We start from the raw sequence: 25,499 nt of genomic DNA, 5'->3' as shown, positions 1-25,499 counted from the left end.
AGGAAGTATATGTTAAATAAAACGCAAATTCGCTATTGTTTAGACACAATGGCGGATATGTATCCAGAAGCACATTGTGAATTAATTCATGATAATCCGTTTGAATTAGTAATCGCGGTGGCGTTATCTGCACAATGTACAGATGCACTTGTAAATAAAGTGACGAAAAATTTATTTCAAAAATATAAAACACCAGAAGATTATTTAAGCGTGTCTTTAGAAGAATTACAACAAGATATACGTTCCATTGGATTGTTTAGAAATAAGGCGAAAAACATTCAAAAATTGTGCCAGATGTTGCTGGATGATTATAACGGAAAAGTTCCAGAAGATCGTGACGAGCTGACGAAATTACCAGGAGTAGGGAGAAAAACAGCAAATGTAGTTGTTTCGGTAGCATATGGAATTCCGGCAATTGCTGTTGATACGCATGTAGAGAGAGTGAGTAAACGGTTAGCGATTTGTAGATGGAAAGATTCGGTGTTAGAAGTAGAAAAGACATTAATGAAGAAAATTCCGATGGATGAATGGAGTGTTACACATCACCGTATGATTTTCTTTGGACGTTATCACTGTAAAGCACAACGACCACAATGTGAAGAGTGTCGCTTACTAGAAGTATGTCGTGAAGGAAAGAAGCGAATGAAGGGGAAATAAAGGATGGAGCGAGTTATAGAAATACCGAAAGAATTTCGGTGCTTACCATTTTTTAAAGAAAGTATAAATTCGATTGCGTATTATACAGAACAGTCTTTTGAAGAAATCATACAAAATACTTACTTTATATATGATATGGAAAGACAATATGAGCCGTGGAATGAAATTGAAAATAGTATTCCAGCACTATTGAATGTATGGAAAAGTGAGCATGAAGACATTGCTACACTATTTCGAAACAGAAATAAGCAAGAAGCTGAAGGCCCAATGATTCTTTTGGCAGCGCATTTGTTATCAATTGTATATTGGCTAAATGAGCAACCTGTTCATAGTTTGAACGAAATGGAAGATTACACGAGTAAATTGGAAGTACAACCAGTTAATTTTATGGAGCGATATACGTTCATTATAAAGAAACCGAATAATTATCATTCATATATTCAGTTAGCACAGTTGTATATTGAAATAGAAAAGCTATATGTAAAGAAAATGATAACAAAAAAGAAGTCCTTTCCTCGTTAAGAGAAAGGACTTCTTTTTTTGTATTAAGACTCTGTTGTAACAACATTTCCGTCTGCGTGAGGTGTATCTTCACCTGTATTTTGTTGTTGCTGCTCTTGTTGTTTCTTAGCCTCTTCTTCAGCTTTTTTTCTAGCAGCCTCTTCTTCAGCTTTTTTCTTAGCTTCTTCTTCGGCTTTTTTCTTAGCTTCTTCTTCAGCTTTCTTTTGAGCCTCTTCTTGTTGTTTACGTTGTTGTTCTTGTTGTTGCTCTTGTTGTTTACGCTGTTCTTCAGCAGCCTTTTTCTGAGCTTCTTCTTGTTTTAGTTTATCTTCATTAGCTTTTTTCTGAGCTTCCTCATCAGCTTTTTTCTTAGCTTCTTCTTCAGCCTTCTTCTTAGCTTCTTCCTCGGCTTTCTTCGCGTCTGGAGTTCCGCCAGGCGCAGTGAAGGATGCACCAACGGCAGGGCTTGTTCCAGTACCTTTTTTCGCTACTACAGAGAAGCTGTAAGTAACGCCTGGTTTAATACCACCAAGAGTAGCTGTTGTACCTTTTATTGATAAACTACCACTTGAACCGTCAGTCGCTTTATAGCTTGCTGCATACGCATCAACTTCTGCTGGTCCAGACCAGTTTAGTGTAACTGTGCTAGCGCCATCAAAAGTGACATTAAGACCACTAGGTGCATCTACTTTAATTTGTTTAATTGCATCTTTCTTAGCACCTTTTACGTACAATTCACCATTTAATTCTTGTACAGAAGAAGGGCGTTCGAAACGAGTTTTATCTGTAGCGAATTTACTCATCATTACTTGGAACATTTGTTGTGCAATTCTAGTAGAACGATCGCCAATGTAATTTTCTGGACCATCTTTTTCGTAACCAGTCCAAACAGTCATGGTATATTGCGGTGTATATCCAGCGAACCAGCTATCTCTGTTTGCATCAGCTGGAATACCATATTTTTTAATAACGTCTTCATCAAAGTTTTGTGTTCCTGTTTTACCGGCAACATCAATACCTGAAACGTATGCTGTTGGACCTGTACCACCAGAACCAGGTTTTACGACGTCACGAAGAACGTCAGTCACCATGTAAGCTGTGTAGTCTTGCATTGCACGTTGTTCTTTCGGTTTAAAACTTTTCTTTTTCCCATCTGGGAAGATAACTTCTTTTACGAAGTGCGGTTTATTGTAGTTCCCACCATTACCAAAGGCTGCATATGCCCCCGCTAATTGTAATGGAGAACTATCGTTACTACCAATTGCTGTTGATTCATATGCTTTGCCGTCTTTAAATGTCATACCCAATCCTTCAGCAAACGCTTGAGACTTAGGAATACCAACCGCTTGGGCTGTTTTTAAAGCTGGGATGTTTAATGACTTTTTCAAAGCTTCACGTAGTGAAACGTCACCTTTGTAACTATTTGTTGCATTTCGTATTTTTTTACCATTAGAATACGTATACTCTGAGTCATTTAATTGATGGTATGTAGACCATTGTAAATTCTCAATTGCTGGGCCGTAGTCGAAAATTGGTTTCATTGTTGAACCAACTTGGCGTTTTAAATCAGTGGCCATATTATGACCTTTGAAAGTAGACTTACTTCCTTTACGCCCAGCTCCAATTGCTCGAACTTCTCCAGATTGTGTATCCATAAATACGAATGATCCTTGGAATTGATCGTTCGGATACTTAATAAGATTGCCATCCATAATTTTATCAGCATAATCTTGAGCATCTTGATCAAGTGTTGTATGAATCGTTAAACCATCTGAACCGATATTTACATCCGGATATTCTTTTTCAACTTCTTTTACAACAGCATCTAAAAATGCTTGATACTTCATCTCTGTTACTTCTGAAGATGGTTGAAGACCTTCAGTTACAGGGATTTTAATTGCGTTATTCATTTCATCTTTTGTTATATAACCATGTCGATTCATTAATGATAATACGACGTTACGACGTTGTGTAGCTCGTTCAACGTTATCTGGTTTTGTTGGATCATAAATATTAGGACCTTGGGGTAAACCTGCAAGCATTGCAGCTTCATGTAACTGTAAGTCTTTTAAATCTTTGTCATAATATTTTTTTGCTGCTGTTGCAATACCGTACGAACGGTTACCTAAGTTAATCTTATTTAAGTACATTTCTAAAATTTCATGTTTAGAGTATTGTTGCTCTAATTTGTAAGATAGGTACCATTCTTGCACTTTTCTCTTTGCAGTTTTGTCCATCGTTAGAAAATAGTTTTTGACTACTTGTTGTGTAATCGTACTACCACCTTGAGATCCGAATCCTCCAGTGACATTTTCCATAACTGCTTTTGTAGTTCGTTTAAAATCAATTCCATTATGATCATAGAAACGCGAATCCTCAGTTGCAAGGAATGCATTTTCAACTACTTTTGGAATTTGATCATACGTAACGTGGGTTCGTTTTTCAGCACCGTATTCATAGAAAAAATTCCCATTCTTATCAAGAAACTTTGTTGATAAAGGATTGACAAGTTTTGATTTGTCTAATTTTGGAGCGTCCTTCACCATAACAAAGAAAGCGGAAACGCCAGCTACAAGACCAACGATACCAAGAAGTAGACAACCTATAAGGAATTTTTTAAAAAAGGAGCCTTTTTTCTTTGGTTTTTTCTCTGTATTTGTTTCTTGCTTTTGATTTTTTACATGATTTCGTTCTGTACGAGAACGATAATTATCTGACATTATACTTTCTCCTACCTTTCATTCTCTCCCCAAAAGTCGAAAAAAGAGCCTTAGTGATGACTCTATCACGAAAAATAAACCGTGTCTAGTACACGGATATAATCAATCCGAGGGTGATAACCGCACGATAATAAAGATCCATGCTCTTCTATTTCTTCTTTCGTAATTGATTTTCTTCCACCAGTATTTTGACGATTCCAAAATGCAATAATATGTTTTGCATCTAATAAATAAAGTTCATCAAAAAGTGTAAATTTAATAATAACAAATGCAATTCCATTATGAGCAATTACTTGCTTCATATGTTCAATTTGATGAAGGTGGAAGTTTTGAAGTGGAAAGCTGGTTTTATTTTTTGTTTCTTTCGCTTCAAAATCGATGTATTTCCCTTTATATACACCGTTGTAATCTGTTGTAGAAGGTTGTTTAAAATACGCTTCTTTTACCACTGCAGCACTTCGAGCGGGGTAATCTACTTTTACAATTTGAAGAGGTGTAGGTTTTTTATGTACGCATGCAATATTATGGGTTAAGTAATATTCATTTGTTTCATTCAATTCCTCTTCAAGGGACATACCTCTATTACTATAAGTATGTTTTTTAATTGGTGTTTTATGAGGGTGTGAAGCTTGATTGTACCGTTTTCCATTTGGGTAACGAATGGTCATAGTGTGTCCACTCCCAACTTGCTAAGAATTACTTACAAAGGTGATTATAACAAAAAATGAAAAAAGATGTGACCTTTTTAAAGAAAGGTATGATGACTTATTCATGTTTACATGGAATGATTATGAAAAAATTAAACAATATCGTAAAAATATGGTTTGTACAGACGAAGAAAAAACAATCGTTTATAACATTAAGAGGGAAATAGAAATGGCTAATATGGACAACATTTCTCGAACACAGTCTTATCAAGAATATTATGTAAGGAACAGTGAAATTAGGTGGGCCTTTTTAGCAAGTATGGTCTCGAGAAATGCGGGATGGAATATGACTGATTTAAAAGGGAGGTATTATGCTACTGTTTTACCTCAAACAGTAAAAAAACATTTGTTTCTGACTTATGAAGAAGCGAATTGGATTATTTTTTTAGATGCATTTCCCCAGCTATTGTTATATGAAGAAAGTAAGAGGAGACAGGTACCACTATTCTACTTGTTACAATATTTTAACGTATCAATTTTCATGGAAAAAGAATGGATTTATTTTTGGGAAAAAAAAGATATAAATAGGCTCATGACAGCGCTTATTATAAATGAGCAAAATAAAATTCAAAAACCAGTTATTGAGAATACATATTTTAAAAAACATGTATTCCATACTGCACTTTTTAAATTGCAAGAAATGCTGCATATTAGTGCTGTTATTTTTCCGACTGTCGACGGGAGGATGTACGGTTTTTCAGTTTATCAATTTGAAACGTTACAAAAGCGTATAGAACTAGGGCAGAAATTAGCGGAGTTACTTTTTCATCCGAATTATAAAAGTTTATTCCATAGGTTTGCATTGCAAACTATACACACAGGATCAAGAGCAGATTATGAATATTATGTAAGAGAAGCTAGAAAATCTTGTACGCCAGCCCTTAGAGAGGTTTATCCTGTCGTTGCACATAAGGAAATAAGTATGAGAGATTGGTTTTGTAGAGATACGGAAATAAATGAGTTGTTTTTACTGAAAGAGTATAAGGGTGAAGTTGATATAACAGAATGGTATAAAAGAAAGAGGGAGCAAATCTATGTTGCTTCTATCGTAAATCGTTTTGTTAAAAGGATGGATGAGTTCGTGATATAATAAAAAAGAAGTCCCATCTTCATAAATGAAGACGGGACTTCTTAATGTGAAGTAATCCTGCCGTGTATGCTAAAAATTTAATCTCAAAACGTAATGAATATAAGAGATTAAGGATGCTTCAGAAATTAGCTTTTTGTAAAAGCGCTAAAGTCTCACTTTATCCCCCTACTTGCCGGGCAGTAAGACCCACGTCTCAAAATTCAGTGAAAGCAAAGAATTTAGGTGTGGATCAACTGCCCGTAAAAGCCCGATTGAGAAGGCTAACAATCAGTGGGGATGAACAAAACCCCCGCTGATTAAAGTTTCACTTTATGTAGCAGGGAAGTTTGGACCATCTAACTTAGGGTTGCCAGTCTCGGGTTTATTTTGTTTGTTTTGTTTTTTCTTTTTTTCGTTTTTGTTCTTTGCCATTTTCATACACCTCCTTTTTGTATTGTTACCATTTCTATAAATGACATACAAAATGATTTCTTTGACGAATAACAACTAGTTTTGTCATGTGAGCAGGAGTGAGGAGTCATTCGGCGAAATTACATGACAAAGGAAAAGCAAAGAAGGGGGCGTTTTGTATATGGCGATGGTTCAGAAGGAAGATGTAATGAAAACAATGGATCAAATGTTAAGTTCTCTCGATTTGCTGGAAATGAATATAGGGATTAGAATGAATCATGCATTGAAGGATACGAGTGAAAAAATATGCAATAAAATAGAAATAACAGAAATGCATATTGAGCATATGGAAAATAAATTAGTGCATCACGAAGAAAAAGGGAATTGGGTGAAGGCATTTCAAAACGTCGTAGTGAGTGCATAATAAGGTGGGAATAAAATGAAGTATGAAGCATTAATACAATCTTCAGAAAAACTCATGCAGTATAATAATGAAGCGAATGTGAAAAAAAGAGAAATGATTGAGTACGATTTTTATAAGGATATGAAACCATTTGTAGATATGGTAGACGAGGAATTAAAAGTGTGGAAAGAATTAGCTTATAAATGGATTAAGGAAGAAAAACCGAAGTATATACATGTACAGCAAATTGATCAAGTGTACGATAATTTACAGACAAATGTGTTGCAATGTTTTGTAAATAAAGGTAAAGGTAAGCGATTCTTTGAAACACATCAAGCCATTTCGTATACTTTGCAAAATATAATTGAGCAATGTAAGTAACAAGAGGGGAAACCCTCTTGTTTTTTTATGCTTCTGTCATTGTTGTAGGTTTTGTTGCACCGTTTATTTCTAATTCTTTTATTAATGTTCGGTAATCTGAAATGCATATTTTTCCTTCGAGATACCAATGTCTCGCAAAGTCTAACAATTCATTTACATTCTCTGTGTAATACCCCTTTTTTTGAGAAAACGCTTGTTTTAAATCCCCTAATACCATGTTGATTCCTCCCCCATGAGAATCTTCTTCTTCATTATCATAGCATGGAAGGGTTTTCTTTTTTAATTTTTTAAAAATTTAAACTTCCGACAAAAATAGACAGATACTCCGTTACACATATTATTTTACTGGTACATATTATATATGTAGAAACTTATGTGAAGGAGGAGAGAATGCATGTTTCAACAACCAAACGTATATCAGCAATCTAATCCATATACACAGCAAAATATGTACCAATATAATACGGATACATATTTACGGTATAATATGTATCCTTTCGAGCCTCATTATGGAAATCAAAATTATTACCAGCCATTTGAAGTGTCGTTTATGAATCAACAACAGCAACAGCAGCCCTATATGGATCAGCAACAGCAACCTTATATGAATCAACCACAACAGCAGCAGCCCTATATGGATCAACAACAGCAATCTTATATGAATTCACAACACTATATGCCACCACCATCTCCCTATGGAAATCAACAAGCGATGTTTTATCCACCAAAACAACCGTACCCGACGCAGAATAAACAAAAACAACAACAGCAACCGAGTCAATTTTCTAGTTTTGTTTCCCAATTTAAAAACTCAGATGGTAACTATGATGTAAATAAAATGATGAATACAGCTGGACAAATGATGAATGCGATGAACCAAGTGACAGGTATTGTAAAGCAAGTTGGAGGTTTTTTTGGTAAGTAATCTTGGGGGGCTGTCTATAAAAAGCATTACGTATAAAGCAGAAGGCTAGACAAATTTCCTTGTAATAAATGGGTATATATAACAAACGGCTTTCCCTCTTTTCTCATAATGTAAAGTGTAGTCAGATTTTTTTAACGAGAGAGGAGAGAAAAAACTATGCATCATTGTCATCCTTGTTTTGGAGGGCATAAGCCTGTAGGACCTATCTGTACAACTGCTCCTGTCATTCATCCGACGAAACAGTGTGTAACACATTCTTTTTCAACAACGGTGGTGCCACACATTTTCCCAACACATACAACACATGTTCATCATCAACAAATTAAAAACCAAAACTTCTTCCCACAAACAAACTCGAATGTAAATGTTGTAGACCCAATCGATCCAGGATTCGGCGGTGGATGTGGACCATGTGGTCATGGACATCATGGACATCACGGACATCACGTATCACCATTTGGTCCAGGACCAAATGTATCTCCGTTTGGACCAAACGTATCACCATTCGGACCAAATGTATCGCCATTTTTACCAAACAATGTATCACCAGTAGGTCCGAATATTGGACCAAACGTTGGTGGAATATTTAAAAAGTAAATGATATGTTAGAACTAGCGAAATGCTAGTTCTTTTTTTGTAATTGGAGTGTTGATATGAAAGTTATTGCTGTAACGGGATATAAGCCATTTGAACTTGGTATATTTAAAAATGATCATCCAGGGGTGGAATGTATAAAAAAAGCATTGCACCGAAAATTAACTACTTTTGTAGAAGAAGGTTTGGAATGGGTGATAATAAGTGGGCAGTTAGGAGTCGAATTATGGGCTGCTGAAGTTGTTTTTGAAATTCAAGTAGAATATCCAGATCTAAAATTAGCGGTATTTACTCCGTTTTTAGAACAAGAAGAAAGCTGGAAGGAAGATAACCGTGAATATTACGAATGTATTCTCTCTCAAGCAGACCATATTGATAGTATTACGAAACGGAAGTACGAGAGCCCGGAACAATTTAAATTAAAAAATCAATTTTTTATTGAAAAAAGTGATGCACTTTTAGCTGTATATGATGAAGAAAAACCAGGGAGTCCCAAATATATTGTAGAAGCAGCAAAGAAAAAAGGAGAAATAGAAAATTATCACAGTTATTTCATTCTTTTTTCTGATTTACAAGATATAATAGAAGAGGAACAGTGGAATAATGCTGAGTAATATGTAATATAGTACTCGTATATATGATTGACAAAAGGCATTGTTTCTGAAAAAATTTAGGTAATGAAAGTTTTGGCAAAAATTTGAGGTGAAGAAAATGATTTCGGATAAAATTAAATTAACGGCGAAAGATATTTTAGAAAAAGAATTTAAAACAGGCATGAGAGGCTATCAACAAGAAGAAGTAGACAAGTTTCTTGATATGATCATTAAAGACTATGAAGCTTTCCACAAGGAGTTTGATCAATTAAAGCAACAAAATGCTCGTTTAAAGCGTGAATTAGAGGAACAAAAATTAGTAGCAACGCAAGTGCCACAACAACCAGTTGTACAAACACCAGTTGCACAACCTGTATATAACAACACGAATACGGACATTTTAAAACGTCTATCTAATTTAGAAAAAGCTGTATTTGGAAGTAAGTTATACGAATAATTTCTAGTGGTAAAAAGGTTAAAGCATTTTACATAGAAAAAAACATTGCAAAATCTTTTTGTTTCCACTATACTAATGGATGTCATAACGTTTGGGTAATCGCTGCAACGCCAACGTTGTAGAGGAAAGTCCATGCTCGCACGGCCTGAGATGGCTGTAGTGTTCGTGCCTAGCCAATTCATAAGCTAGGGTATTCTGGCTGTAAGGCTGGTTTAACGGCAGGGAAAAAACCTAAGTCCTTTCGGATATGGTTTGACTACCTTTAAAGTGCCACAGTGACGAAGTCCTTGAAGAAATGATAGGAGTGGAACGAGGTAAACCCCACGAGCGAGAAACCCAAATAATGGTAGGGGAATCTTTTCCAAGGAAATGAACGATGGGAAAGGACAGGTTGTATAACCTGTAGATAGATGATTGCCACCGGAGTACGAGGCGTGGGCCGTTTGCAGTACAAAGGAACAGAACATGGCTTACAGAACGTTATGAACCAACTATGAAATAACTCAGCTCTCCTTTGTTAGAGGAGGGCTTTTTATTTGTATGAAGTTATAAATTATGAGTTAAAATGGTTAATGAGAAAATTCTTCGTAAAATGTAATGATTAATAGGACAAATTGCTATTAATTATTGTTTAACTATACATAAGAGGTGAATGCAAATGGGAAAAGTTACTTTAATTGCAACAGCGGCAATGGGTATTGAATCGTTAGTTGCCCGAGAAGTTCGTGATCTTGGTTATGAATGCCAAGTGGAAAACAGCAAAGTAACATTTGAAGCAGATGAAAAGGCGATTTGTCGCACGAACTTATGGTTACGTACTGCGGACCGTGTGAAAATTAAAGTTGGCGAATTCAAAGCGACAACATTTGATGAGCTGTTTGAAAAAACGAAAGCATTAAACTGGGGAGATTATATTCCAGAGAATGGAGAGTTCCCTGTAATTGGTAAATCGTTAAAATCTGAGTTGTTCAGTGTTTCAGATTGCCAACGTATCGTTAAAAAAGCTGTCGTTGAAAAATTAAAAACAACATATAAACGTACAACTTGGTTTGAAGAAGATGGTCCGTTATTCCGTATTGAGATCGCAATGCTTAAGGATATTGCAACATTAACAATTGATGCAAGTGGTGTTGGACTTCATAAACGTGGATACCGTATGGATCAAGGGGAAGCCCCATTAAAAGAAACATTGGCTGCGTCTTTAATTAAGTTAACAAACTGGAAGCCGGATCGTCCTTTCGTGGATCCTTTCTGTGGATCAGGTACAATTCCGATTGAAGCGGCATTAATTGGACAAAATATTGCACCAGGATTTAACCGTGGTTTCGCATCAGATGAGTGGGGCTGGGTTGGTAAACAAAACTGGCGTGAAGCTCGTCAAGAAGCTGAAGATTTAGCGAATTATAATCAACCACTACAAATCATTGGATCAGATATCGATCATCGTATGATCCGAGTTGCTCAAGACAACGCTGAAGAAGTAGGTTTAGGTGATTTAATCACATTTAAACAAATGCAAGTAAAAGATTTCACGACAAAAGAGGATTATGGCTATGTTGTAACGAATCCTCCATACGGAGAACGTTTAAGTGAAAAAGCACTCGTTGAACAATTGTACAAAGAAATGGGACAAGTATTCCGCCCATTAGACACATGGTCAGCGTATGTATTAACAAGCTACGAAGCATTTGAAAAGTGTTATGGAAAAGATGCATCGAAGAAACGTAAACTATTTAATGGATTTATCCGTACAGATTACTACCAATACTTCGGAAAACGTCCACCGCGTAATTCATAGTATAAAACTCCTCCAGCGCGCATATACTGGCTATTATGTAATGCGTAAAGGAGGACGTGATATGGATAGTTTCCAATTATCGATGATTCAAAAAGCTATTCATCGTACGTATGATGAGATCGGGAAAGAAGTGGATAGCCAAGGTGCGATTGTAGATGAAATACAAAAAGCACAAGAAGAATATTTGTCAGCTCTTTCACACGAAACAGCGATTGATAAACGGTATTTAAAGTCATTAATATAGAAAAAAATTTTCCTTTTTCGAAAGGAAAATTTTTTTTCGTGTATTTCTATGTATGGCAACAGGGGAAAGTGGCTGCACACATATGAGTAGCAGTTGCTATATCTTTTTATAGAAAAACTTTTTGGTTGGAGGCTAAGGATGTTTACTGAGAAGAGATTACCATTTGAAGTAGGGAAACAAGATAATTTTTATGATAAGTTGAATGAATGGATTGGAGATGTGTTTTATGATATCCTTCCGGAAAAAGGCTTTGAAGAGCGTGATGAACAAATTTTTATGGCGTTTCAATTAGAGCGTGCTTTCCAAGAAAAGAAAGTAATGTTCGCAGAAGCGGGTGTAGGAACAGGGAAAACAATTGTATATCTTCTATATGCAATTTGCTATGCGCGTTATACTGGAAAACCAGCTATTATCGCTTGTGCTGATGAAACGTTAATTGAGCAGCTTGTGAAAGAAGAAGGGGACATTGCTAAGTTATCTGAAGCATTAGGACTATCTGTTGATGTTAGACTTGCGAAATCAATGGATAATTATTTATGTTTACGTAAACTTGAAGATGTTATGAGTGGACGAGCTCCAGAAGTAATTGAAGATGTATACTACGAATTACCACAGTTTGTATTCGATCATGGTACGATGCAAAACTTTACCCACTACGGTGACAGAAAAGAATTTCCACTTTTAAATGATGAGGAATGGTCAAAAGTAAATTGGGATTACTTCCAAGATTGCTTCACTTGTGATTCTCGTCATCGTTGTGGTCAAACTCTTTCTCGTGAACATTATCGTAAAGCGGCAGATTTAATTATTTGTTCTCAAGATTTCTACATGGATCATATTTGGACGTACGATGCTCGTAAGCGTGAAGGGCAAATTCCGTTATTACCTGAAAGTAGCTGCGTTGTATTCGATGAAGGACATCTTGTAGAATATGCAGCTCAAAAAGCTTTAACATATCGTTTAAAGCAAACGATGATGGAGCAACTTTTAACAAGATTGTTGCAAAACGATATTCGTGAAGAGTTTGCGCATTTAGTAGAAGAAACAATTTGGCAAACAGAGCGATTCTTTGATGTGTTACAAGAAAATAAAAAGGAAATCGCCGGTTCTGATCGTTTAGAAATTACTGTGACAGAAAAAGTAACAGCTGAAGCGAATAGACTTTATGCGAAAATTGGTGAAGTCGGTGATGCATTAGTATTTGAAAGTGAAATGCATACAGTAAACACGTATGATTTAAATATCGTTGATGAACATTTAGATGTATTAGAACATTCACTTCGTCTGTTCATGCACGAGAAAAATGTAATTACATGGGGTGAAGAAGGTGATGGAGCCTTCACGTTAGTGATTATGCCACGTGCAGTTGAAGAAGTATTACAAGAGAAAGTATTCTCGAAGAAAATCCCGTATATTTTCTCTTCTGCTACATTATCTAACAACGATTCATTCGCATTTACAGCAAATAGCCTAGGGGTAAAAGATTACTTATCATTCTCAGTTGCCTCACCGTTTGATTATGAGGAGCAAATGGCAGTAAACTTACTATCGCATACGAAAGAAAATGAATGGGAAAGAAAGTGTCAATATACACTTGAAAATATACAGAAAACAAATGGACGTACACTTGTATTATTCCGTACAACACAAGAACTTGCAGCGTTTAAAGAATATGTAAGTAAAGAACAAATGTCCGTTCCATTCCTATATGAAGGGGATCAAGAAATTAGTCAGCTCGTTTCTCGTTTCCAAAATGAAGAAGAGACTGTACTTTGTGCTGTTCATTTATGGGAAGGTTTAGATATTCCTGGTTCATCATTATCGCATGTTATTATTTGGTCATTACCATTCCCTCCAAACGATCCTGTGTTTGAAGCGAAGCGTAAACATGTAAATGATCCATTCTGGGATGTAGATGTACCGTATATGATTTTACGTCTTCGTCAAGGGATTGGACGTTTAATTCGTACGAGCGACGATAAAGGTGCTATATCAATCTTCTTATCTGATACAGAAGATGAGAAAGTGATAGAAGCGGTGAAAAACGTACTACCAGTAGAAGGTAAAGAATTATAAGGAGAAAGCTTGGCGCTTGCCAAGCTTTTTTTCTATTATAAAAGGGATTTAGAGTTCCATGTCGAATTAAGTTTGAGGTAGAAAAGGGAGGTTTTATACGATGATAGTAGCTACATATGAAGTAGAAAAACAATTTTTAACATATGTGAAGAAGATACAGAATTACGAGGAAGCATTAAGCTTAATGTTTTGGGACTTAAGAACAGGTGCGCCTAAAAAAGGTGTAGACCAGCGTTCAGAAGTAATTGGTATGCTTTCATCAGAAGTGTTTGTCATGTCGACTTCAGATGAGATGGGAAATTATTTAACAGAGCTTGAAGCTTTAATAAGTGAAGATAAACTTTCTGAAACGACGAAGAAAATGGTTGAAGAGTGTCGTAAAGAATATGATAGAAATAAGAAAATTCCACAAGCGGAATACGAGGCGTATGTGAAATTAGAAGCGAAAGCGGAAAGTGTGTGGGAAGAAGCTCGAGAAAAATCTGATTTCGAAATGTTCCGTCCATATTTAGAACAAATAGTTAAATTTAAAAAGAAATTCATTACATATTGGGGTTACGAAACATATAAATATAATACATTATTAGATATGTATGAGCCAGGTATTACAGTAGAAGTGTTAGATCACGTATTTGGTCAACTTCGTGAGCGTATCGTTCCGCTCGTAAAAGAAATATCGGAGTCACAAAAGAGATTAAAGACAAGTGCTTTATCGGAACATTTTTCAAAAGAAAAACAAAAGAACTTTACATTAGAGTTATTAAAGCAATTGAATTATGACTTTGAAGCAGGTCGTCTTGATGAAACGGTACATCCATTTGAGATTACATTAAATAGAGGGGACGTTCGTATTACAACACGCTATGATGAAAAAGATTTCCGTATGGCAGTGTTTGGAACAATTCATGAATGTGGCCATGCTGTATATGAACAAAATATTGCAGAGAAATTCGAAGGTACACCGCTATGTAGTGGAACTTCTATGGGTATTCATGAGTCACAATCATTATTCTTTGAGAACTTTATCGGTCGTAATAAATCATTCTGGAAGAAAAATTATGATTTATTAAAAGAGTATAGCGATGGTCAATTCAATGATATATCAGTAGATGAATTTTATGATGCGATTAACGAATCGAAGCCATCGTTCATTCGTATAGAAGCAGATGAGCTTACATATCCGCTTCACGTCATGGTTCGTTATGAACTTGAGAAAGAATTATTTGATGGTACATTACAAGTGAAGGATTTGCCAGCGGCTTGGAATGATAAGATGGAAGCATATTTAGGAATTCGTCCGGAAAGCGATGCGCAAGGTGTATTGCAAGATGTTCACTGGGCTGGTGGTTCATTTGGATACTTCCCATCTTATGCGCTTGGTTATATGTATGCAGCGCAATTTAAGCAAAGAATGTTAAAAGACATTCCGAACTTTGATGCATTATTAGAAGAAGGAAATGTAACACCAATTCGTGAATGGTTAACAGAAAATATTCACCAATACGGTAAAACGAAAAAGCCACTTGAAATTTTAGAAGATGTGACAGGTGAAGGATTAAATGCAAACTACTTAGCAGATTATTTAGAAGCGAAGTATAAAGAAATCTATGAGTTATAAAAAAGAGCTGCTTAATTGCAGCTCTTTTTTTAAAGGGGATAGAAGAATGATTTATACATATACAGTAATGACGCAAGAAGAAGCGGAAGAAATTGCATATAACTGGCATTATGAAGGGGAATATTCTTTTTATGATATAGAGGTAGATGAAGAAGATTTAGCTGAGTTTTTACATGACGAGAGTAGAGGAGATCATACATTTTCTGTGAAGGAAAACGGCACTCTCATTGGTTTTTTTACTGTTTGTAAAATAAATGATGGAACGGTTGATATAGGTCTTGGAATGAGACCTGATATAATTGGAAATGGATGTGGTTTACAGTTCGTAAACGCTGGACTAGCTTTTAGTAAAGAAAAATACGGATGCAATTATATAACGTTATCAGTAGCGACATTTAATGAGAGAGCAATTAAAGTTTATAAAAGAGCAGGATTCGAAGCGGTTGGAACGTTTATCCAGAAGACGAACGGTAGTTGTTTTGAATTTTTGAAAATGAATTATATATGTAAAAATGATTAAGAAACAGAGGGGATCTTCTGTTTTTTTATTTTGATTTAGAAGTATAGGATACATATTTTTGTACTTGTTGTAATTGGGAGTTTTGAAATTTTGACAGAGGATGTGTATGATTGAACTTTAGTAGCAAATAGCAGGTTTAGCAAGGAGAGGTAGAATGATTACAATTAAAACGAAAAATGAAATAGATTTGATGCATGAATCTGGGAAATTACTTGCTTCATGTCATAGGGAAATTGCCAAAATGATGAAACCAGGTATTACGACAAAAGAAATTGATACGTTTGTTGAAGCATATTTAGAAAAGCATGGTGCAACATCTGAACAGAAAGGTTACAACGGGTATCCATATGCGATATGCGCATCTGTAAATGATGAAATGTGTCATGGGTTTCCGGCGGATGTTCCTTTAACTGAGGGTGATATTGTAACAATTGATATGGTAGTAAACTTAAATGGTGGTCTTTCAGATTCTGCTTGGACGTATAGAGTTGGAAATGTTTCTGAAGAAGCAGAAATGTTATTGGTAGTAGCTGAGAATGCATTGTATAAAGGAATTGATCAGGCGATAATCGGTAATCATGTAGGAGATATTGGCTATGCGATTGAAAGTTATGTAGCAAATGAAGGTTTTTCTGTCGCAAGAGACTTTACGGGACATGGAATAGGTAAAGAGATTCATGAAGAACCAGCAATTTTTCATTTTGGGAAACAAGGACAAGGGCCTGAACTACAAGAAGGAATGGTAATTACAATTGAGCCTATTGTCAATGTAGGTATGCGATATTCGAAAGTAGATTTAAATGGATGGGCTGCAAGAACGATGGACGGGAAATTATCAGCGCAATATGAGCATACAATTGCTATTACAAAAGATGGGCCAATCATTTTAACGACACTTTGAAATAATATGTAAGAGTTTACAAAACTCGAACGAAAATGATGTTTTTATAAAATTTGTACGTGTTTTATTAAGAAATGCTTTTCAAAGTATAAAAAGTGCGTTATAATCCATCTATAAAATAAATAGTTAGCTACACTCATATAATCGCGGGGATATGGCCTGCAAGTTTCTACCGAAGTACCGTAAATACTTTGACTATGAGTGAGGACGAATATATTTGCTTGTTTAGCATTCTTTTTTGCGAAACTCCAAAAGCGCGTCTCTCACTTGTAACGAGTGGTGGCGGCTTTTGGAGTTTTTTATTGCATAAGAGGGGGAACAAACATGAAAGTATTACAAGAAAAGATTTTGAACGAAGGAAAGGTTTTATCTGGTGACGTATTAAAGGTAGATGCATTTTTAAATCATCAAATTGACCCAGTACTTATGCAAGAGATCGGAAAAGAATTTGCTAAACGTTTTAAAGAAGAGAACATTACAAAAATCGTGACGATTGAATCTTCAGGCATTGCACCAGCTGTTATGGCTGCATTAGAGCTTGGTGTAAAAGTAATCTTTGCAAGAAAACGTAAATCGTTAACGTTACAAGATAATATGTACGTTGCAAACGTATATTCATTTACGAAACAAGAAACGAATGAAATTTCATTATCTCGAAATCATATCGATGAAAATGATCGTGTTTTAATTATCGATGACTTTTTAGCAAATGGTCAGGCTGCTTTAGGTTTAATGAGTTTAGTAGAGCAAGCAGGAGCAAGTATTGCAGGAATTGGTATTGTTATCGAAAAAGCATTTCAAGATGGAGGAAAGAAGCTTCGTGAACAAGGAGTTCGTGTTGAGTCACTAGCAGAAATTGCATCACTTGATAACGGCACAGTTACATTTGTACAGCAAGAAACTGCGGAGGTGAAATAAACGATGAAGCAACATCCATTTAAAATCGCATCGCTTGGTATGCAGCATATGCTGGCGATGTATGCTGGCGCAATTATCGTTCCGCTTATTGTGGGCGGCGGACTTGGTTTAAATCAAAAAGAGTTAACATATTTAGTCTCGATTGATTTATTAATGTGCGGCGTTGCGACGATTTTACAAGCATTATCAAATCGCTTTTTCGGTATTGGACTTCCCGTTGTACTTGGTTGCACATTTACAGCGGTTGGGCCGATGATTGCAATCGGGAAACAATACGGCGTGTCTTCTATTTATGGAGCGATTATTGCTGCCGGGTTATTCGTTGTTATTTTTGCGAAATTATTTGGAAAGCTCGTAAAACTGTTTCCACCTGTTGTAACAGGATCTGTCGTTACCGTAATTGGAGTTACACTTGTTCCAGCAGCAATTAATGATATGGCTGGAGGAGTAGGAAGTAAAGATTTCGGTAGTCTTGAAAATTTAGCGTTAGCATTTGGTGTATTATTATTTATCATCATTATGTATCGTTTCTTTGACGGATTTATTCGTTCAATCTCTATTTTATTAGGTCTATTGTTCGGTACAATCGTTGCAGCATTTATGGGGAAAGTAAGTTTGCAAGCGGTTGGAGAAGCGGATTGGTTCCACGGTATTCAGCCATTTTACTTCGGTACACCAACATTTGAATTAACGCCAATTATTACGATGATTTTAGTTGCTTGCGTAGGGATTGTAGAAGCAACAGGTGTATATTTCGCATTATCTGATATTTGCAATAAAAAGATCGGTGAAAAAGAATTAACAAAAGGCTATCGCGCAGAAGGATTAGCGATGGTGTTAGGTGGTATTTTCAACGCGTTCCCATATACAACATACTCTCAAAACGTAGGACTTGTTCAATTAACTGGAGTAAGAAATCGCGTTATTATTTATACTTGTGGTGGTATGTTAATTGTTCTTGGATTCATTCCTAAAATCGCAGCTATTACAACTATTATCCCGAAATCAGTACTTGGCGGTGCAATGTTAGCGATGTTCGGTATGGTAATGGCATATGGTATTAAAATGTTAAGTAGCGTTGATTTTGGTAAACAAGAAAACTTATTAATCGTTGCATGTTCTGTAGGAATTGGGCTTGGGGTTACAGTTGTTCCTACATTATTCTCACAACTTCCTGAAAACATTCGTATTTTAACAGATAACGGAATTGTACTTGGAAGTGCGTCAGCAGTACTTTTAAATATCGTATTTAATATGGTGCCGCAGCGTAAAGTGAAAGTAAAAGAAGAGCCAGTGTCTATGCAAAGTGCAGTAAGGGAAGCATAAAAAGTAAGTAGACACAATACGAATTGTATGTAATTAAGCCTATCTCATTTGAGATAGGTTTTTAATTTGTAGTGATGTTTAAAACACCAGTCAAATTGAACCCATCGTTTTTATTACTGAGCTAGTTTAATAAGTTTATAATGTCTCAATTTCCAGATCTACTTTTAATTCTAAAGCTTCATTACTACAGGAGTTTTACCTGATGATGCAAAACGGTGCAACTTTATTCAAAAAGGTATGTTTTTTATAAACAGTACAAATTTGTTTTAAATCGACAGTAAAACTAGAAAAAGACCCTTGAAATTGCTGCTTAACAACAGCTTTCAAAAGGGGCGTTATAACAAAAAATGTACATTATTGTTAGAATATAATTATCCGTTAAAATAAGGAGAAACCAAAATATATATTTAGGAGGAGAAATATTTTGGAAATAGATCAAATAAAGAATATCTTAAGGAAAAGAGCAACTATCTTTCAAACAGGCGGAAAAAGACCTGATTTATCTATAAATGAAAGTTGGATTGGAAAGATTCCCTATTCATTACCAAATGAAACTTGCCCAATCGACCGTTATCAAGACAAAATGTATGCGATTATGATGCTTAATTTAACACAAATACCTTTTATTCCAGAAGCAGTAAAAGATATGAAAGTCATTGCAGTATTTCTTTCTCCAAACTTTGCTAAAGATTTGTCCAATTTATCAGGAAATTTTTGTGTTAGAGAATATGATTCTTTAGAGGAACTAGTACCGAATGAAATGTCACTTACGTTTCCAAATCTAAAACCTTTTCCCTTAATACCAAGATTAGTAGCTGATGAGTTTCCACAATGGGATACGGAAGATTTCCCTAACAACGTGCAAGATAGAATTATTGAACTTGAAAACACAATTGAGATTGACTACTACGAGGACATTTTTGAAGAAAATCATTACATACACAAATTAGGAGGCTATGCTTGCTTTGCCCAATCAGGTATCCAATGGCCCGCGGATTATGAATTTATTTTTCAAATAACAGACGATCCCAAAGCCCATTTAAAGATTATTCATGGCGGTGGAATTTATTTTGCTAAAAATAGTAAAACAAATGATTGGATCGCACTTTGTGATTTCTTATAGGAATATAATATAAAGTGACGTTCTCTCATGTTATTTTTTCTCTAGTCCCTTTTAATATTTCTCCAGTTACATTGTGCCCCCTTACATCAATTAAAACGGTTTATTTAGTGCTACTTCAAATGTTGCAACTAGAACAACCGATGCAAAGTGCGGTAAGAGAAGTGTAAAAAAAGCAAGGTCTCGTTACGAGACCTTGCTTTTCTTTTTAAGTGGCATCATTTTCCCGTAAGTACCAAGACGCCAAATGTACTCAAGTGGACCATATTGATAACGTGACAGCCACCAGCGGCTAATAAAGATTTGTAACGTATAGAAACTAATGCAAAATAGAGGACCTACCCATAATGGAGCAAGATAATCATTTTTGAACAATAGTCCGAATACAAGTAACGTAACAATTGTATGCGAGATGTAATTTGTTAACGCCATTCGACCAACATATTGGAATGGTCGTAATAATGTTTGCCATTTTTCTTTCTGTAATAAACGCATAAGCGTGAAAATGTAGAAGATGAATAATGTTTTTCCGCTAAACATTGCAAGTCCTTGCATATAAAGTGGTTCATATGAAGAGGTTGATAAGAAATAACGAACCATAAAGAACCAAAACGGTAATGTTAAAACGAACATAATGATTTGCCATTTTTTAAGTTTCGGATCTAACTCTTTCGTACGACGGAAAATGTCTTTTTTACCAGCGTATAAACCGAGTAAAAATAATCCGAGTGTTTCTGGGAGCATTGAAATATTTAGCCCTATTCCATTAGCATAAAATGCATGGAAACGATTTTGTATTTGTGATACCCAGTCTTCAAGTGGCATGATTGGTAGGGATAATCCAAGTTCATCCTTTGGCATGAAGGCAATACCAATACTAGCAATTAGCATAAGAAATTGAAAAATACTTAATAAAACGATTGCCCATATTAAAATGGTACGAGGTTTTCTCTTATAAAATAAAAATAAGAAAAATCCAGCGATTGCATAACTATGTAAAATGTCCCCGTCCCATAAAAGAACGTAGTGTAAGAAACCAAATAATAATAAAATAAGTAAGCGACGAACAAATAAAGTTTTTGGGCGATCTGTTTTCGCTTCAGCACGAGTCATAAAAATGTAAAAGCCTAGGCCGAATAAAAAAGAAAAGATTGTATAAAATTTTGTTTGAATAAACATATCGTAAAATAGACGGATATAGCTATCTAGCCCCTCATAAACTCCTGAAAGATCACGTGAGTCAATCCCAGCGATAATAGGCCAGTTAACAAGAAAAATACCTAGTACAGCTATCCCTCTAATAATATCGATGGAATGTATCCTCTCGCCTTGTGAAATATTTTGTGTCATTATTTTCCTCCTTGTTAAGTAATTCCCTTTTATTATACAAAATGTAAAGAGGAGGGTATATAGGTAATTTCCAATTTTTAAAACTGTTAAGATATGTATTATGAGATATAATAAGAGTGCACAACAAGTTTTAACCTTCTTCAAAACAGGCAGTAAAGCTCCTTTCTATAAGGAGCTTTCTTTATGAAAAGTATTGATAATGATTCTCTTTAATGATAAAATGTATTCAAAAGTGATAATCATTATCAAAAAAAGGTTGGTGCATGAGTATGGTATATGCATTAGTAGCAGGTACAGTCGCTGTATATGCAGTTATTGCAAAGTATGTTTTAAATGGAGTAGGAACAGCAAAATGAGTGATATGACATAAAATCCCTTTCATTTGTAAAAAGAATGAAAGGGATTTTTTATTTTTAATGAGAATATGCTGAAAATTTAGTATGATAGTAAAGTGAAACTGTAATCGATGAGGGGATGAATTTCCTGATGATTATGAGCTCGCAAATGGCGGGAAAAAGTATATACATCTTGGATAAAGGGGAACAAGGGGATGACAAACATAGTACAGACAAACGGTATGAAAAAACTTGTTTGTTTTTATGAAGAGTGGCAAAAACACGGCGATGCAGAGAATAGTGTAAAGTTGTTTGAGGTGATTCAAAAATATAAACGAGAACAGCTTATGATAGCGTTCTGCGGTCACTTCTCGGCAGGGAAATCAACGATGATGAATCATCTATATAAAGCGCAGTTGTTACCAACAAGTCCAATTCCGACAAGCGCTAACGTTGTCAAAATTGAAAAAGGAATGGATCGTGTTGTTGTAACAGTTAAATCTGGAGAACAGTACGAATATGACGGTGCATATTCAGCTGAAGAATTAAAACAAATTTGTAAAGACGGTGATGAGGTAATTGGTGTTCATATTTATCGGAATGATGCGCCAATTCCTGAGGGTGTTATGTTAGTTGATACACCAGGGATTGATTCAACAGATGATGCCCATCAATTAGCGACAGAATCAACGTTGCATCTAGCAGACGTAATTTTTTATATGATGGATTATAATCACGTCCAATCGGAAGTGAATTTACAATTTGTTAAAGAATTGAAACAACGTAATAAAACGGTTTATCTCGTTGTAAATCAAATAGATAAACATAAAGAAAATGAATTATCGTTTGAGGATTATAAAGATAGTGTAAAACAATCGTTCTCTAACTGGGATATTGAAGTAGATGGAGTGTATTATACTTCATTACGAATGATGAACCATACACATAATGAAATTGGAAGCTTAGAAGCATTAATTACTTCTATTATGAAAGAAAAAGAGCAGTATGTAAGAGATGGAATGGAGCGAGAAACAGAATATTTAATGGGGGAACATTTCTCGTTTATTCTTTCAGAAAATGAAAAAGTTCTTTTGAAATATGAGGAAGAGCTAGCATCGCCGCTTTCTATTTCAGAGATAGTTGAAAAGAAAGAAGAGCTAACGGAAACTAAACAACGCGAGGTTAGTAAAGAATCTCATGTGAGAAACGAATTTATAAAAGGCTTACAAGCTATATTAGATAACGCGTATTTAATGCCATTTGAAATGAGAGAATTGGCAAATGTGTATTTAGAAACGAAATTAACAAAATTTAAGGTCGGTTTGCTGTTTGCGAAAGGAAAGACGGAGCAAGAAAAACAGAGACGTTTAGATGCTTTTTATTCTGCTTTGCAAAAGACTGTTGAAACGCAACTTGATTTTCATGTGAAAGAATTTATTGTTGCCTTCTTAAAAGAAGAAGGATTGTTCACAGAGGAAATTGGGAAAGACATATATGCTTTAGAAATTGTTTTTGGACCAGAAATGTTAGCTGAAGTCATTAAACAAGGTGCAGGTTTTACAGGTGATTACTTACTTCTTTATACAGCGGATGTAGCGAATGAACTGAAGAAGCGTTATTTTACAAAAGCGCAGCAAATTTTTGATAAAAGTGCAGTCGTTTTAAAGCAAAAGGTGAAGGAAGCAGTTGCACGCATTGAAGAAGAGATTGAAAAATATATGATGTTGCAAACGGCAAAAGAAACGCAATTGCAATACAGTAACAATTTAGAGACATATGAAAGTTATTTACAAAATGTTTGGCACGAGCGTGTTGCTACACCAGAAGGATTGAAAATAGAGGAGATATTGCAAAGTAAAACACAAATTGTTAGTGAGAAATTCACACTACAAGAGCAGGAAAGCGTAAACGATAACGTAATGGCTCGTGAGGAAGAGATAAAAGGAACGGCAGCTTTAAATATTCAGCGTATATTAGAGAAGGTGAAGAAAGCTGAAACGATATTAGAGCCATTGCCAGCGCTGAAACATGTACAACAAGAGGTAATAGAAAAAAGGCGTCGTGTGGAAACGAAACAATTTACAGTAGCGTTATTCGGAGCTTTTAGTGCTGGAAAATCATCATTTGCCAATGCATTGCTTGGTGGGAAGGTACTTCCTGTATCACCAAATCCGACGACGGCAACGATTAATCAAATTTTGCCGGTTACAGAGGAAAAACCACACGGAACAGTAATGGTTCAATTCAAATCAAAGCAAGCTCTATTAGAAGATATGAAAGCTGTTTATAAGTTGTTTCATTATGAGATTACTACGTTAGATGAAGCGTTAGCACAAATTGATAAAGTTATGAAATATCCTTCACCTACTGGGAAGCAAAAAACAACATTTAGCTTTTTACGAGCGGTACAAAAAGGGTATGATACGGTTTCTGCTCATTTAGGGGAGCAAGTACAAGTTACACTAGAAGAGTTTTCTGATTATGTAGCGAATGAAGAAAAATCATGTTTTGTTGAGTATATGGAGCTTTATTATGATTGTGCTTTAACAAGGCAAGGAGTAGCGCTTGTAGACACACCTGGAGCGGATTCTATTAACGCCCGCCATACGGACGTTGCGTTCCAGTATATTAAAAACGCAGATGCAATTTTATTTGTAACGTATTATAATCATGTGTTCTCTCGTGCTGACCGTGAATTCTTAATCCAGCTTGGTCGTGTAAAGGATACTTTTGCACTTGATAAAATGTTCTTCTTAATTAATGCGGCCGATTTAGCAGAGTCTGAAGAAGAACTTGAAATGGTAAAAGGTTATATCGCAGACCAGCTACTGCAATACGGTATTAGAAATCCGCGTTTATTTGCAATTTCAAGTTTATGTGCACTTGAAGAGAAGCAAGGAAAGAATATTGAAAAAGAGAAGTACGGTATTTTACAAAACTCTGGGATTGCTAAGTTCGAGGAATCATTTACATCCTTTATGATGAGAGATTTAATGCTCGTATCTGTTCATGCTTTATATGGTACATTGCAAGGAGCAGATCAGCTTTTAGTAAATATGATAAACGGTGCAAAGCAGGGGAATGAAGAGAAAGAGAAGCAAACGAAAAAATATGAAGCAGAGCGTAATCAGCTACTTCATATTATTTCATCATATAGTGTGCTTGCTGAAGAGCAGGCGATGCAAAATGAAGTGAAAGAATTGCTTTATTACGTGCAACAGCGTCTATTCCTACGCTATAACGATGTGTTTACTGAATTTATTAATCCGGCATCGCTGCGAACGGATGGGAATGTGAAAGTGCAGTTGCAACAGTGCGTTATGGAATTAGTAGCATTTATTCAGCATGATTTATTACAAGAAATGCGTGCGACATCATTACGCCTTGAGAAATGGATAGATGAAGCGATGAAGCGTGCAAAGAATGAAATTGTGGTGAACTGTAAAGTAGAAAATGAATCAATTTCTATGAGTGGAACAGTGGATTATGAATATAAAGATATTGCACATAAAGAACCGTTCCCTTCAGTTGAAATAAAAGATTTCAAAAAAGCACTGGCGCATTTTAAAAATGAAAAAAGCTTTTTTGAAAAAAATGATAAAGCTTTCATGCAAGAAGAGGCTAAAGTTGTATTAGAGCCTTTCGTATCAAACTATGTAGCTGATGAAAAAGCTTTATTTGTTCATCATTATAAGCAAGAGTGGGATTTGAAATGGAACTTATTCCAAAAAGTGATGCAGCAAGATGTGATGAATTATTATGAAAGTGTATTATTTGCATTGGCTGAAACAATTGATGTATCACTATATGAACAAAGTAAAGAACAATTGCAAAAGCAGTTAGTAGAGATTGAAAAAGAAATTTATGTGATATAG

24 protein-coding genes, 1 other RNA gene and 1 riboswitch are annotated in these 25,499 nt (G+C 35.4%); of the genes, 20 read left to right on the top strand and 5 right to left on the bottom strand.

Annotated elements, in window-relative coordinates:
- The first annotated feature begins 9 nt into the window (after positions 1–9).
- Complete coding sequence (gene nth, locus MNO09_RS23205; RefSeq protein ID WP_000933019.1) at positions 10–657, top strand: endonuclease III; 648 nt, start codon at positions 10–12, stop codon at positions 655–657.
- Between the two features lie 3 nt (positions 658–660).
- Entirely contained in the window at positions 661–1,179 is a 519-nt protein-coding gene (locus MNO09_RS23200; RefSeq protein ID WP_000442664.1) for a YpoC family protein, read from the top strand.
- A 23-nt stretch (positions 1,180–1,202) separates the two neighbouring features.
- On the opposite strand, the gene MNO09_RS23195 is transcribed toward MNO09_RS23200, so the two are convergent.
- Together MNO09_RS23195 and recU are read right to left on the bottom strand one after the other, a co-directional pair.
- The gene (locus tag MNO09_RS23195) at positions 1,203–3,878 is read right to left on the bottom strand and encodes a PBP1A family penicillin-binding protein (RefSeq protein WP_001283136.1); all 2,676 of its coding nucleotides are present in this window, start codon (positions 3,876–3,878) and stop codon (positions 1,203–1,205) included.
- Between the two features lie 65 nt (positions 3,879–3,943).
- Positions 3,944–4,546 carry a Holliday junction resolvase RecU gene (gene recU, locus MNO09_RS23190; RefSeq protein WP_000155586.1) on the bottom strand — a complete coding sequence of 201 codons (603 nt, stop codon included), beginning with the start codon at positions 4,544–4,546 and terminating at the stop codon, positions 3,944–3,946.
- A gap of 103 nt (positions 4,547–4,649) precedes the next feature.
- Between recU and MNO09_RS23185 the strand changes: the two genes are divergently transcribed.
- Positions 4,650–5,675, top strand: coding sequence for a DUF2515 domain-containing protein (locus MNO09_RS23185; protein ID WP_002096758.1), 1,026 nt, complete (start codon positions 4,650–4,652; stop codon positions 5,673–5,675).
- A gap of 309 nt (positions 5,676–5,984) precedes the next feature.
- Here the strand turns inward: MNO09_RS23185 and MNO09_RS23180 are convergent, their stop codons facing one another.
- Positions 5,985–6,161, bottom strand: coding sequence for a hypothetical protein (locus tag MNO09_RS23180; protein ID WP_001982922.1), 177 nt, complete (start codon positions 6,159–6,161; stop codon positions 5,985–5,987).
- A gap of 85 nt (positions 6,162–6,246) precedes the next feature.
- On the opposite strand from MNO09_RS23180, the gene MNO09_RS23175 reads away from it, so the two are divergent.
- Both MNO09_RS23175 and MNO09_RS23170 read left to right on the top strand, forming a co-directional pair.
- Positions 6,247–6,489, top strand: coding sequence for a hypothetical protein (locus MNO09_RS23175; RefSeq protein WP_001252042.1), 243 nt, complete (start codon positions 6,247–6,249; stop codon positions 6,487–6,489).
- Positions 6,490–6,504: 15 nt separating this feature from the next.
- Positions 6,505–6,849 (top strand): YppE family protein, encoded by a 345-nt coding sequence (locus MNO09_RS23170; protein ID WP_000872967.1) that lies wholly within the window; start codon positions 6,505–6,507, stop codon positions 6,847–6,849.
- A 25-nt stretch (positions 6,850–6,874) separates the two neighbouring features.
- Here MNO09_RS23170 and MNO09_RS23165 read toward each other — a convergent pair whose 3' ends face one another.
- Complete coding sequence (locus MNO09_RS23165; RefSeq protein ID WP_000242661.1) at positions 6,875–7,066, bottom strand: YppF family protein; 192 nt, start codon at positions 7,064–7,066, stop codon at positions 6,875–6,877.
- 177 nt (positions 7,067–7,243) lie between these two features.
- Here MNO09_RS23165 and MNO09_RS23160 point away from each other — a divergent pair, with 177 nt between their 5' ends.
- The 14 genes from MNO09_RS23160 to MNO09_RS23095 all read left to right on the top strand — a co-directional run bounded on the left by MNO09_RS23160 (position 7,244) and on the right by MNO09_RS23095 (position 19,942).
- Entirely contained in the window at positions 7,244–7,774 is a 531-nt protein-coding gene (locus MNO09_RS23160) for a YppG family protein (protein ID WP_000487617.1), read from the top strand.
- A gap of 156 nt (positions 7,775–7,930) precedes the next feature.
- Positions 7,931–8,371: a CotD family spore coat protein gene (locus MNO09_RS23155; protein WP_000546280.1), complete on the top strand. Its 441-nt coding sequence runs from the start codon at positions 7,931–7,933 to the stop codon at positions 8,369–8,371.
- 56 nt (positions 8,372–8,427) lie between these two features.
- On the top strand, positions 8,428–8,982 hold the full coding sequence (locus MNO09_RS23150) for an SLOG family protein (RefSeq protein ID WP_000862919.1): 555 nt from the start codon (positions 8,428–8,430) through the stop codon (positions 8,980–8,982).
- Positions 8,983–9,079: 97 nt separating this feature from the next.
- On the top strand, positions 9,080–9,418 hold the full coding sequence (gene gpsB, locus MNO09_RS23145) for a cell division regulator GpsB (protein WP_000622425.1): 339 nt from the start codon (positions 9,080–9,082) through the stop codon (positions 9,416–9,418).
- 87 nt (positions 9,419–9,505) lie between these two features.
- Positions 9,506–9,896: RNase P RNA component class B (rnpB, locus tag MNO09_RS23140), an RNA gene on the top strand.
- A gap of 180 nt (positions 9,897–10,076) precedes the next feature.
- Complete coding sequence (locus MNO09_RS23135) at positions 10,077–11,216, top strand: THUMP domain-containing class I SAM-dependent RNA methyltransferase (protein ID WP_000521238.1); 1,140 nt, start codon at positions 10,077–10,079, stop codon at positions 11,214–11,216.
- Between the two features lie 61 nt (positions 11,217–11,277).
- Positions 11,278–11,460, top strand: a complete 183-nt coding sequence (locus MNO09_RS23130) for a DUF3921 domain-containing protein (protein ID WP_000376887.1) — start codon at positions 11,278–11,280, stop codon at positions 11,458–11,460.
- Between the two features lie 138 nt (positions 11,461–11,598).
- Positions 11,599–13,536: an ATP-dependent DNA helicase gene (locus MNO09_RS23125; protein ID WP_000493718.1), complete on the top strand. Its 1,938-nt coding sequence runs from the start codon at positions 11,599–11,601 to the stop codon at positions 13,534–13,536.
- 100 nt (positions 13,537–13,636) lie between these two features.
- Positions 13,637–15,154 carry a carboxypeptidase gene (gene ypwA / locus MNO09_RS23120; RefSeq protein WP_088106978.1) on the top strand — a complete coding sequence of 506 codons (1,518 nt, stop codon included), beginning with the start codon at positions 13,637–13,639 and terminating at the stop codon, positions 15,152–15,154.
- 46 nt (positions 15,155–15,200) lie between these two features.
- On the top strand, positions 15,201–15,674 hold the full coding sequence (locus MNO09_RS23115; protein ID WP_000640862.1) for a GNAT family N-acetyltransferase: 474 nt from the start codon (positions 15,201–15,203) through the stop codon (positions 15,672–15,674).
- Positions 15,675–15,828: 154 nt separating this feature from the next.
- Positions 15,829–16,575 carry a type I methionyl aminopeptidase gene (locus MNO09_RS23110; protein ID WP_000628435.1) on the top strand — a complete coding sequence of 249 codons (747 nt, stop codon included), beginning with the start codon at positions 15,829–15,831 and terminating at the stop codon, positions 16,573–16,575.
- Between the two features lie 116 nt (positions 16,576–16,691).
- Positions 16,692–16,793: riboswitch (purine riboswitch) on the top strand.
- Between the two features lie 106 nt (positions 16,794–16,899).
- Entirely contained in the window at positions 16,900–17,493 is a 594-nt protein-coding gene (locus MNO09_RS23105) for a xanthine phosphoribosyltransferase (protein ID WP_000866483.1), read from the top strand.
- A gap of 3 nt (positions 17,494–17,496) precedes the next feature.
- Entirely contained in the window at positions 17,497–18,819 is a 1,323-nt protein-coding gene (gene pbuX / locus MNO09_RS23100; RefSeq protein ID WP_000809222.1) for a xanthine permease PbuX, read from the top strand.
- Between the two features lie 424 nt (positions 18,820–19,243).
- The gene (locus MNO09_RS23095) at positions 19,244–19,942 is read left to right on the top strand and encodes a DUF1963 domain-containing protein (protein WP_000401865.1); all 699 of its coding nucleotides are present in this window, start codon (positions 19,244–19,246) and stop codon (positions 19,940–19,942) included.
- 183 nt (positions 19,943–20,125) lie between these two features.
- Here MNO09_RS23095 and MNO09_RS23090 read toward each other — a convergent pair whose 3' ends face one another.
- Complete coding sequence (locus MNO09_RS23090) at positions 20,126–21,289, bottom strand: DUF418 domain-containing protein (RefSeq protein ID WP_000193079.1); 1,164 nt, start codon at positions 21,287–21,289, stop codon at positions 20,126–20,128.
- A 550-nt stretch (positions 21,290–21,839) separates the two neighbouring features.
- Between MNO09_RS23090 and MNO09_RS23085 the strand changes: the two genes are divergently transcribed.
- Positions 21,840–25,499, top strand: a complete 3,660-nt coding sequence (locus tag MNO09_RS23085) for a dynamin family protein (protein ID WP_241950058.1) — start codon at positions 21,840–21,842, stop codon at positions 25,497–25,499.

It is taken from the genome of Bacillus sp. N5-665 (assembly GCF_022637375.2).
Classification (GTDB): Bacteria; Bacillota; Bacilli; order Bacillales; family Bacillaceae_G; genus Bacillus_A; species Bacillus_A wiedmannii.
This window is presented reverse-complemented; position numbering and strand designations above follow the sequence as displayed.